Raw genomic sequence first — 12,451 nt, forward strand, 5'->3', positions numbered from 1 at the left:
AAGCCTTAAAAACAAACAGACCCACCCATTGCTGAGCAGGTCTGTTTTTGTAAAGTCGGGATGGCGGGATTCGAACGCGGACGGCTAGTTGCGAACGGCTAGTTCCACGACCCCTTGCACCCCATGCAATTGAAACTGTAATTTTTGATAAATATTTTATGTGATATTATTTGCAAGTGTTTAATATACAGTGATTTGTGTAATATTGAATAGTGTTCATTTAGGAAGTTTAGTCGCAATATGTTTGACCTGAAACTATGCATAAGTATTTCATTATCAGCTAAGTTTATCGTCAAAGTTAAGAATTCTGGTGAAGATTCTGAGCATCCAATCCATCTTCAGATTATTATCAATCGAAAGAACCAGCTCGTTAGTACTAAAAAGCACACTTCTCTTAAAGATTGGGATAGTAAAACTCAAACAGTAAAAAAAGGGCACCCACAAGCTCAGGCAATCAATACCTTACTAATAACTATCCGATCAGAAATCGACTATTTCATACTTTCCGCAGGCAGGCAAAACCAAACAATTTCGTTTGATGATCTTAAAGCAATTGTTCGAAGGCTAACAGGAGTACAGGAAAAGAAACCAGTTCAAAAGCTATTAGGGTATTTTCAACAGCAAGTCAAAGGCTTGAAGGAGAAGGGACGGTTAGGGTATGCCGAAACCTTCATACACACTCATAATAGTCTAAAAGCATTTTTGAATGGCAAGAATATAGACATAGCTTCAATAAATCTAGAGTTCATCAAAAGATATGAAGAGTATTTAGTTAAAAGAAATTGTGCGGTGACAACCAGAAGTGTCTATCTAAGAACATTTAGAACTTTATGGAGAAACGGTATGAAAGATGGAGTCTGTGCAGAAACTCACTACCCATTTAAAGATTTCGAATTTGGGAAATATAATAACCCAAGGACTAAAAAGCGTGCCATATCAAAGGAGCAGATAGAATTGTTAGCCTCCATAAATATTGATCCCGAGAAGGATACCTATATAAATTCACGTAACTATTTTCTTTTCAGTTTTTTCTGTCGAGGTATCAATTTTACGGATTTAGCTAGTTTAAAATGGGAAAATGTTAAAAACAACGTGCTTCACTATACGAGGGCTAAGACTAAAGAAGAGTTTATATTCTCGCTTCACCCTAAAGCAGTTGAAATAATTGAGTATTATCAAAATATGGAAGGCAATAGCGATGCAGGGTATATCTTCCCAATTTTATATAAAAGACACAAAACACTTCAGTCCATTCGAGATCGCAAAAAGAAGGTACTGGCCAGGGTAAACAAAAACCTGAAAGAGCTAGCTCAAAAAGTTGGCATCGAAAAAGAACTTACTACCTATGCAGCACGACACTCTTATGCTACAGTTCTAAGGCGTAATGGCTTTTCAAATGAAGATATAGGAAGATCATTAGGCCATGATAGTGTAAAAACTACAAAAATATACCTCGAAGATATTGGAGACCCATTGTTTGATGAAATAATTAATTCAAATCTGTAGCTTATAAAGTTTGTACCTATAAATGGGTATTGAATAATAATAAAATTTTAATTCATATTGTAATTCAATTGTAATTAAACACAAAATATATATGAAAATATTTACGATAATAATATGTTTTTTTTATACTTTCTGTCAAGCTCAAAATTTCCCTAAGAAAACTTTGGGAAGTTTTGTTGCTAAAGGAAAAGTATATAGTTATGAATTTATTCAAGACAATATCAATAATTACTCATTTGTTATAACTAGTTTGCATAGTGGAAAGATGGAAGATTCTACTAATAATAAACCGATTTATGCTAAAAATAATGCAAATGTTGAATATGTTTTTTCCGAGTTTTCAAAAGATATTTTTGTTGTAGTATTCAAGGATCAGATGAAACAGCTAGGTGATTTTTCGGATAATGATTTAAGGGATAAGTCCTTTGAAATATTTTATAAAATTAAAGCAAGTATAGAATTAATAGATGATGAGCCTACGACAGCATATTTTATATTGAAAGATGATTATATAAGTAGTTTTTTAAAAGATTATAAAGGCGGATACTATAATGGAGAATTAACATGGCCTATAGCGAATCATGAAGTTAATAATGTAGTAATAGAAACTAATAATGGAACTATAAAGAATATAAAAGTTCATCTTGTTGAAAAAAACATTGTAAAGCATAAGAACCACAACCCTAGAAAATATTTAGAGTTTATAAATAATTACCCTATAAGTATATCTGGCAAATTCGATTCAGAACGTTTTGCGAATGTTAATCTGTATTGTTCGAATTGTAATGGTGTTAAGGGATTGTCAAGATTTATAAGATTGTCAGATTTGATTAATTATGATACGCAGTTAGAAAATGAAAAAGAAGACTACAGTCCAGTTAATAAAATAATAAATTTAAATTCAAATAATCCAATTGTTGAAGTTAGGAAAGAGAAACGATCAAAAATTTTAGAAGTTGCTGCTTTTTCTGATCTGATGGGATTAAATCAGAGCGATCCTAATGGTTTAATACAATTTGAAATAAAGAGAAAAATCACATTAAATTCTAAGCATAAGTTGATCGGATCAAAAATTAATAAAAGTCCTATATCTTCAGTCAATATTAATGATGATAAATTTAAAAAAGATGATGTTAAATTTTTTAATAAGATAGAAAATACTAATAATAAATTGAATGTTTCAACTGTTAATGTTGATAGTATTAAGAGTGAGAAGATTAAAGCCGCTCAAATAGAGTATACAAGTAAAAAGAAAGCTTATGAAAAGAGGAAAGCTGAACATGATACAATACAGAAATTATCGAAAGATGTATTAGGAAGAAGATATAGAAAAAAAATATTCTACGAAGATACTTCTTCTTGGAATAAAGATATGATTGAATTACTTAAAGATACTATTAAATCAATAAAAGTAACCCCAGAAGTAAATAAGGTATATAGTAAAGAAAATAATGTTGATGACAAAGGAAGAGTTGAAACTATGGAAGCTATTTTGGATAAATATAATGTATCAGGACTTAAGTTAAATTTTAACAGAATGTATAATGATAAAATTGTAATTTATGATGTAGAAAATATAAAAAAGGACTCTCAAAATATTTTAAATTATTCAGTACCTAAACAGTTATTTGTTTATTATAAAGATTTTAATCCTAATAATAGCGTTTTTTTTAATTTTATAGATTTCAAACTTCAGTTTACTAAATTAGAGGATAATAATCGTTATATACCATTTGATAAACAAAATTTTAACGATAAAAAAATAAGATTAAGACCAATTGATGTGTATAGATACCAGCTTTTGTCTTTTTCGTCAATCCTTGATATTTATAGGGTTAATTATACGCAATTGAAGTTTTCATGGAGCTTAATAAATATGGGATTATCCTATTCAAATTTTAAAACAATTGATTCTACTGGTAACCAGAATGAACGAAATACATCTACTTTTCAAAATTGTATTACTCTTGAACCAGGATCAAGTATTACGTTTAGGCCAGATAGTCGATGGGGAATAACACTTGGAGTTAAATACATAAAGCAATACTTGTGGAATGTAGATTATAGTTTAGATAATAAATTTGGATTAATGCAATACTATTTTGATGGGCATCATAATATATCGGATAATTCTAAAGTTTTTTTTAGATTTAAACTTTCTAATGAATTAAAACATTCATTCTATAATTTTACACAGATTCAGATAGGTTATACAGTGGATTTGTTTAATTTCACTAATAATGCCACTAAATCTAATTAATTATGGTTTTTAATCATTGGGTATACTTTTGGTAAAGAGGATTATATAGTCATGGTTAATATGTTAGAAAATAAGTGTAATATTTTAGTATTTGATATCTGTTTTATATTAATATATGCTTAGTTTGTGTTCTGACTTGTTTATGATATAATAAGACTTTATGAAATCATTCGAATTTGGAATATTTTTTCTTGACTTACCCGGATTTGATCCTGTAAAAGCTTTTCCGGGATTAGGAGGAAATGATTTTAATAAGCATGCTTTCGTATCTTATAGGGAGCATCGGATATTCGAAAAGGATTTTAAAACTGATTTAAATTACTTAATTAGGTTTTGGGCTTTTTATCCCATTGATGTGCTAGGTAAGAAGGTATGGATTAATGAACCTAATCTTTACTTTGTACTCACCAGACCTCATGAGGTAAGGGTAGATCATTGGTCTGATTTATCAAATGAACATCTTAGACAGATTGAAGAGCGTTTCTTAAAAGGATATCAAGAGGGAGAGGCGGGCTTTTCAAAAGAACTAGGGATTGCTTTTCCAGGGTTAAGCCTGAACGAAAAGCTTAAGCATTTAAAGAATTTAATTCAGGTTAGTGATTATTACTTATTCTTTGAAGGATTTTTAGCCCCTACTTATTTGTATTGCTTGGGTTACATTCAAGCATTAGCCTGCAAAGAGTTTAGTAATTTATTCATGATAAAAAGGCCGGAGATTCAGGAATACACTCCTAAAACTGTAAGTCAGTTCCTGCACTATTTATTTCCCAGGAATTAAATATAATATTAAAAGATTTTTAGAATTTCTTAAAATATCTACGAGGATAAAATTTTTTACTTCTATCTTAATGGATAGCAGGGCATTTCAATAGAAGCTTTTCTTTTGTATGTGAGCTTATATCACCGCTTGATAGCCAATCTTCATTGCTTAGTGAAAAAGCGTTTCTATCATAGAAGCGTTTTAGCTTGCCACTTTCATAGAAAGTATAATCATCATCGCGTAAATTATCTCCTACATGAAATAGTAGTAATTTTTTGATCTAGTTGTTCCATTTGGTAATAAAATTGAAGTTTGTTTTGCTCCTTACAATATACATTTACTACTTGTAGGTATCTACAAAACTCAAATTTTTGATAATGATTCTCCAATCTTTTCTTCGACTAATGTTCGACCAAAATAAAAAAGCAGTTAGATTTTTACATCTAACTGCTTTTTGTAAAGTCGGGATGGCGGGATTCGAACCCACGACCCCTTGCACCCCATGCAAGTACGCTACCGGACTGCGCCACATCCCGAAAATGTGGGTGCAAATATAGGGGTAAAAATGCCCTTTCCGCAACTTGAGCCCGATAAATTTCTAAAAAAAAGTGTCCCGAACTTGGTTCGGGACACTAAAGGGTTGATTACCACCTTGTAATCAAAGAAAATTAATTGCGACCTCCAACGGCTCCGCTGGCTCCCTGACGCTGTTGTTGCATCGGGTTTGGTTGCTGAGAGCCTCCCTGACGTTGTTTGTACATCTGGAAACGGGTTGGTTGTGCTGCCTGACGGGGGTAGCTGTTGTTCTCGGTATCAATGTCGGCAATCTCCAGGAAGGGATCGAGCGTCCATTGAGCTACTTTTTTATCCGTTGGAATTACCTTTTTGATGCTGACATCGTTCATCCGCCAGATTTCAGCGGGGAAACGGAATACTTCCGTCGTGCCATCTTCGTACTTCGCCTGAAGAATAACGGGCATCGGAACGCCTCCCTTGTTTTTCAGACTCAAGGTATAGAAATTCTTACCGGACTCTAATAACTTACGTTCGTCGTCAGATAAAGTAGCCAGGTAATCGGCGTATTTCTTTTTGTCGGCTTCAGTAACGGCATAACGGTCGTAGCTATTATAGAAATCATTCATCGCCGGATTGGCTTCAACCACGGTCTGTTTGATGTCTTTTTTATTCCGTTGTACGGCCATCGTCTGGCGTTTCTTTTCATCGGCAGCTTTCTGAGCAGCCTTGGTGATGGCTGGGTCCATTGCATCAATGGCAAACCATTCTACTTCCGCTAAATCCTGATCAACGGGTTCAACGCCGTAGAACCAGCCTTTCCAGAACCAGTCCAGATCTACACCGGAAGCATCTTCCATCGTACGGAAGAAATCCGCAGGTGTAGGATGTTTGAAGGCCCAGCGACGAGCGTATTCCTGGAAGGCGTAATCAAATAATTCACGACCCATTACCGTTTCCCGCAGAATGTTCAGAGCGGTGGCAGGTTTTGCGTAAGCATTAGGACCAAACTGCATGATGTTATCCGAAGAAGCCATGATAGGCACCTGCGTGTTGGGAGCAGATTTCATGTAATCAACAATATACTGAGGCTCACCACGACGGCTGGGGTAGTTGCGATCCCATTCCTGCTCGGCCAGGTACTGGCAGAAGGTATTCAAACCTTCATCCATCCATGACCACTGACGCTCATCGGAGTTCACAATCATGGGGAAGAAGTTGTGACCTACTTCGTGAATGATAACGCCAATCATCCCGTATTTTACAGACTCTGAGTACGTTCCATCGGGCTCAGGACGACCACCGTTGAAGGAAATCATGGGATATTCCATTCCACCGCCGGGTGTTGCGTGGCAGGAAATAGCCACGGGGTAGGGGTAAGGAATCGTACGGGCAGAGTAACTCTTCAGCGTGTGAGCAATCACCTGAGTCGAGTATTTTTCCCAAAGAGGATTCCCTTCTTTCGAGAAGTAACTCATGCAAAGGATGTCTTTACCCTGCACGTTCGTCATCATGGCATCCCAGATAAATTTCCGGCTGCTGGTAAAGGCGAAGTCACGAACATTATCGGCTTTGAAAACCCAGGTTTTTTTGCCCGTTGCCTTATTCTTCTCAGCGGCTACGGCCTCTTCCTGCGTAACGATCAACGTAGGCTCCTTAAAGTTTTTCTTCGCTTTGTTCAGGCGATCCATCTGCGTTTTGGATAACACCTGCGAATAGTTCTGGCACTCGCCCGTTGCTCCTACGATGTGATCGCTGGGAGCAGTGATGGCTACTTTATAATTTCCGAAAGGCACGGTGAATTCACCCTGACCCAGGAATTGCTTGTGTTGCCAGCCGTTTACGTCGTCATAAACCGCCATGCGGGGGAACCAGTGAGCGATGAAGTAATTGTAGTTACCGTCTTTGAAAAACTCATAACCCGAGCGACCATAGTATTCCGTGATGTTGTAATTCCATTCGACCGAAAAACTAACGGATTGATTGGGTTTCAAAGGCGTAGGTAAATCGATCCGCATCATGGTGTGGTTAGTCACCGTGTGCAGCGGATTCCCTTTCGCGTCTTTGATCGAAGTGATGTTATAGCCGTACTCTTTCGTCGACGTACCCGCCAGCTTCGATAACTGACCTGCTGACATACCCTGTGGATTAACCCCACCCAACTGCGTTGTGGCTCCGATGGCGTCTTTCTTGAACAGGTTCTGATCCAGCTGAATCCAGAGGTAAGGCAGATCGTCGGGAGAATGGTTAAAGTAGGTAACCGTCTCCGTTCCGATGATGCGTTGGTTGGCATCATCCAATTCTACTTTAATGTCATAATCAGCCCGTTGCTGCCAGTATTCTTTTCCTGGAGCTCCCGAAGCAGCACGCGTCGAGTTGGGGGTAGGCAGGGCGGTGCCGAGTTGTTCAAATCGCGTGTTCGCATTGAACTCCGCTGAGGGAAGATTGCCCCGTTGGGCATACACTGAAGACCATCCTGCACAAAAAACGCCGATGGCCAAAATCAATCGTCTCATCCGTGATGAAGCTAAATTAGGTGAACAGTGGTCGAAATATACAGAAAATTTGGCAAAAATGAGCAAAAGGCAATGAGCCTTCGGCGACTTGGACTTTTTCTGCGACAACTAGATAAAAATAGGATTAAAAATAGAGCCTGCTAGCTCTAAGTAGTTCTAAGCCAAGAGGCTAATGTATTACCAAATTGTTAACTGACCCTGGCCTAAACTTCACTTTCTGTTAAAACTGCCGAAAAACTCAGGTAATACGCCCGAACGAATTTTGCACCAGCAAATACCAATATCGAAAACTAAAATTTATGAAACCCTCAAAGACGATTATGCAACGTCTAATTTTTACCTGGTTCCTTTCCCTGACCGCACTGGTCACCATGGCCCAAACGGGTAGTATCCGAGGTAAAATCAACGATGCTAAAAGCAAAGAAGGCATCATCGGTGCAACGATTCGAATCGATGGCACTAACCTGGGAACACAAACCGATGTAAGCGGCTCGTTTGTGATCAGTAATGTTCCCACAGGTACACACAAGGTTTTTGTGACGTACATTTCTTACCAAACCCGCGAAATTCCAAATGTTCGCGTAGAATCCGGAAACACAACCGTTTTAGAGACGGAATTAGTGGAAGAAGGTAAAAATCTTTCAGACGTCGTCATTCGGGCGAGTCGGGCTACTAATACAGAAGTAGCTGTTATTTCCGAAATCAAACAATTCAAACCCATTGCCGTAGGTATTTCTTCCCTGCAAATCCAAAAATCACAGGATCGCGATGCGGCTGCGGCCATTCGTCGGGTCCCCGGTGTATCTATCGTAGATAACCGTTTCGTGATGGTTAGGGGTTTGAGTTCCCGTTACAATACGGTAATGGTGAATGACATGATTACGCCTTCGTCAGAAGTAGACGTGCGTGCCTTCTCATTTGACCTTATTCCCAGTAACATCCTGGACCGCATGATTATCTTCAAATCAGGTGCGGCTGAGTTACCTGGCGATTTTGCCGGTGGGGTTATTAAAATATATACCAAGAAAAAGCCAGATAATAACTTTACCGATGCTGGTTTCACGGTAGGATACCGAGCCAATACTACATTTCAAAGTGCTCAAACGCATGATCGGGGAAGTCTGGCGTGGTTAGGTTTGTGGGATAAGAATCAACAAATTCCAACCAGTTTCCCTGCAACGGCTAATGGCTTTAATGCCATGAACGCCGCTTCACGGGCTTCTTACGCACAGTTATTCCCTAATACCTGGGGTCTGAATAACATTGCCGTGTCTCCCGACATTCGTTTTGCCTTTAATATGGGTCGCCGGATTGACATTGGTGACAAGCGTCTGAGCAGTTTAACGAGCGTGAACTACTCGATGACAAATCAGTTAGCAGATATTCAATTGAATACCTATAATAACGGTGCATCGGTAAATGATTTCGCTGAAAAGAACATGGACCATAGCTATCAGCGTAATACGCGTTTAGGTGTTTTACAAAACTGGGCTTTGCGTTTTAACCCTAACTTCACATTAGAGTGGAAAACTTTATTTAATCAGTTAGGGAACACAGAAACGGTTATGCGGGAAGGTAAAAACTTCTCGATTGAGCAAGATCGTCTGAGTTATTCAGAACGTTTTGAAAATCGTAGTATCCTAACCAGTCAGCTTTCTGGCGAGCACCAGATTGATGAGCAAACAAAACTGGACTGGATGGGTGGTTTTGGTTTCACTGGTCGTTGGGAGCCTGACTGGAAACGTGTTCGTTACATCCGTCCTTCGGATGGCAGCCAGCCTTTTACAGTATCTACGCCTAATGATCCTTCTCCGCAAGAATCGGGACGTTTTTGGTCTACGCTTCATGAATACGTATATACAGGTTCGGCTAACTTCCAGAAAAAATTAGGTAACCCTGCCGATCGTGAGCCTGCTGTAATTCGTGCCGGTGCCTATGTTGAGCAGAAGAATCGTGATTTTCATGCTCGTTTCTATGGTTATCAGCGTTTAGGTAACGTTCAGAATATTGCTAGCCAAGGTATTGGACAGGTATTTAGCTCTGCCAATGTAAACGGTGGCGACGGTGCTTACTCTATGCTGGACGGTACAAAACCTACCGATGCTTATAACGCAACGAATACTTATGCTGCGGGTTACGTAGGTGGTGACATCAACTTCTCTCCTAAAGCCAGCTTAACGTTAGGTTTCCGCGGTGAGTATAACATTCGGAAATTAAGTAATGTGCTTCAGTCAAACCTGGTGAATCAGTCGGTATTTAGCCCACTTCCTTCGGCTAACTTCACCTACAAACTGAATGATAAGCAAAATGTACGGTTAGCCTACTCTTATACAGTGAACCGTCCTGAGTTTCGTGAGCAGGCTCCATTTAACTACTTTGACTTCGCTCTGAATGCAGATATTCGGGGTAATGAAACGCTGGTTAACGCACAGATTCAGAACATCGACGCGAAATGGGAATTGTACCCTAGCGATGGGGAAGTAATCTCGATAACTGGTTTCTATAAAGATTTCAAAAATCCAATTGAAAGCTTCCTGATTCCTCAGGTAAATGGATTGGCATACACGTTCATTAACTCGAAAAGTGCCATGAGTTATGGTCTGGAGCTGGAAGCAAGAAAGTCATTGGCTAACTCAGGTAGTGAATTTCTTAAAAACCTGACGTTGGTAGCTAACATATCACTGATCCGAAGTAAAATCAAATTAGGTGATTTCGTAACGGCTCCCGGTTTGAGCGGAGTAGTACAAACCATCGACATTCGCGGCCTTACGGACACGGAGCGTCCGATGATGAACCAATCTCCTTACCTGGTTAATGCTGGTGTTTATTATGCAGATAAAAAAGGATGGCAGGCTAACATTCTTTACAACGTATTCGGTCCCCGGATTTTCGCTGTAGGAAACGTAGATAGCCCAACGATTTACGAAATGCCTCGTAACGTCATTGACCTGAACGTAAGTAAGACCTTCAGCAAGAAATGGGAGTTACGTCTAGGAGTACAGGATCTGTTAAACCAAGCCGTTCGCCTGGAACAGGACTTCAATCGTAATGGGAAAATTGATGGAGGTAAAGAGCAAACCATCCGTAGCTTCAAGAGAGGCAGTTATAGCACGCTTAGCGTAGTTTATTCTTTCGGCAGAACCGTTATCCCTTAATAAACAAGTAAGACCAGATTAGTTAATCAAACCTTTCCACAAGTCAAAACCCTTATTGACTATGCAATTGTTCAAACGAGTAAATATTGTCATTCTGGCCCTGTTTTCGACGGGGATTACGTTGACAAGTTGTAACAACGACAAGTCTCCAGAACCAGCATTAAGTATCACGGGAATCAATCCAGCTTCTGCTCCTGTAGGAACAGATATCACCATCTCAGGAACTGAATTCGGCACCAGCACTTCAGCCGTTACGGTAACTTTCAGTGGAAACGTAAGTGCCACGCCTAAAGCGGTTACTTCTACCAGCATCACGACAACAGTACCCGCAGGTGCTCAGGATGGTCCTGTTACAGTTAAAGTAGGTGATAAAACCGTAACGAGCTCTACGAGCTTCACATTATCGGCAAAAGCAGTACAGGAAGTTTCAGGACGTATCACTGCTGATCAAACCTGGACTGCCGATAAAGTGTATCTATTGAAAGGCTATGTATACGTAAACAGCGGAGTAACCTTAACGATTAAGCCTGGTACGGTTATCAAAGGTGGTGGTAAAGATTTAGATCCTAACGGTCGTGCAGCTACGTTGATTATTACTAAGGGTGCTAAAATTATGGCTGAAGGTACCGAAACACAGCCCATCGTATTTACTTCTTCAAAAGCTGCGGGTTCTCGCTACTACGGTGACTGGGGTGGAGTTGTTATTGCTGGTAACGGTACGCACAACCAGATTACTCAAAAGGATTTCGAAGGTGGTATTGAAGGTAACCTGGCTCCTAGTGCAAGTTTAGTAGCTAATGACAATTCAGGTGTCTTGAAATATGTACGTATCGAATTTGCTGGTGTAGCTCTGTCTGCACAGGCTAACTCTGAAATTAACGGTCTTACTTTATACGGTGTAGGTTCAGGAACAACGATCGATTACGTTCAGGTTTCTTATAGTGGTGACGATTCATTCGAGTGGTTTGGTGGTTCTGTAAATGCTAAACACCTGATAGCTTACCGTACCTGGGATGATGATTTCGATACAGATTTTGGTTACAACGGTAAAGTACAATACGCTTTAGCTCTTCGTGATCCTGAGTTTGCGGATCAATCTGGTTCTAACGGTTTTGAATCTGACAACCAGTCTGGTGACGGTACAAATTCTGGTACAGCTCCAGAACCTTATACTGCACCTGTTTTTGCTAACGTAAGTGTCTTTGGAACGAGTGGTACACCTACAAATGCTACGATTAAAGGTAATGGTGGATTCCAGTCTGCTATGCACTTACGTCGTGCCACTTCTTTGAGCGTATTTAACTCTCTGTTTGTTGGTTTCCCTGAAGGTTTGCGTTTAGATAACTCAACTACTTTGCCAAGCACAGTAGGCAACCCTTCACGCATGCAGATTCGTAAAGTAATCCTGGCTAATGTAAACACAGACGTTCGTGGTGCAAATGGTCTGACTGATACCGAGGCAAAAACCTTCTTCAATACGACAGCTTTCGCTAACCAAATCATTGCTGCGGCTAACGTTTCTACGCTGTCGCTAAATGATGGCAACTGGAAACTGGATGCTACGGTAAACTTCCTGCCTAAAACGGGATCTCCTTTATTAACGGGTGCCGTTTGGACAGATAAAGCGTCTGACTCTTTCTTCACGAAAGAAAATTTCATTGGAGCTTTCGGAACTACAAACTGGACTGCTAACTGGACCAACTTCAACCCACAGAACACAAACTACGATAAATAGTCATTA

The 12,451-nt window shown here is 39.3% G+C and carries 6 protein-coding genes and 1 tRNA gene; 5 read left to right on the plus strand and 2 right to left on the minus strand.

Annotated features, from left to right (window positions below; genetic code table 11):
- The first annotated feature begins 240 nt into the window (after positions 1–240).
- The 3 genes from QE390_RS10535 (at position 241) to QE390_RS10545 (ending at position 4,544) form a co-directional block, all read left to right on the plus strand.
- The gene (locus tag QE390_RS10535) at positions 241–1,506 is read left to right on the plus strand and encodes a site-specific integrase (RefSeq protein WP_307142104.1); all 1,266 of its coding nucleotides are present in this window, start codon (positions 241–243) and stop codon (positions 1,504–1,506) included.
- Positions 1,507–1,597: 91 nt separating this feature from the next.
- The gene (locus tag QE390_RS10540; RefSeq protein ID WP_307142105.1) at positions 1,598–3,766 is read left to right on the plus strand and encodes a hypothetical protein; all 2,169 of its coding nucleotides are present in this window, start codon (positions 1,598–1,600) and stop codon (positions 3,764–3,766) included.
- A gap of 160 nt (positions 3,767–3,926) precedes the next feature.
- Positions 3,927–4,544 carry a hypothetical protein gene (locus tag QE390_RS10545; protein WP_307142106.1) on the plus strand — a complete coding sequence of 206 codons (618 nt, stop codon included), beginning with the start codon at positions 3,927–3,929 and terminating at the stop codon, positions 4,542–4,544.
- A gap of 444 nt (positions 4,545–4,988) precedes the next feature.
- Here the strand turns inward: QE390_RS10545 and QE390_RS10550 are convergent.
- A tRNA-Pro gene (locus tag QE390_RS10550) sits at positions 4,989–5,062 on the minus strand.
- Between the two features lie 132 nt (positions 5,063–5,194).
- On the minus strand, positions 5,195–7,555 hold the full coding sequence (locus QE390_RS10555; RefSeq protein ID WP_307142107.1) for a M1 family metallopeptidase: 2,361 nt from the start codon (positions 7,553–7,555) through the stop codon (positions 5,195–5,197).
- 320 nt (positions 7,556–7,875) lie between these two features.
- Here QE390_RS10555 and QE390_RS10560 point away from each other — a divergent pair, with 320 nt between their 5' ends.
- Positions 7,876–10,710 carry a TonB-dependent receptor gene (locus tag QE390_RS10560; RefSeq protein ID WP_307142108.1) on the plus strand — a complete coding sequence of 945 codons (2,835 nt, stop codon included), beginning with the start codon at positions 7,876–7,878 and terminating at the stop codon, positions 10,708–10,710.
- 61 nt (positions 10,711–10,771) lie between these two features.
- Complete coding sequence (locus tag QE390_RS10565; RefSeq protein WP_307142109.1) at positions 10,772–12,445, plus strand: IPT/TIG domain-containing protein; 1,674 nt, start codon at positions 10,772–10,774, stop codon at positions 12,443–12,445.
- Positions 12,446–12,451 lie beyond the last annotated feature (6 nt).

The organism is Siphonobacter sp. SORGH_AS_1065 (assembly GCF_030818595.1).
In the GTDB taxonomy this organism is placed as follows: Bacteria; Bacteroidota; Bacteroidia; order Cytophagales; family Spirosomataceae; genus Siphonobacter.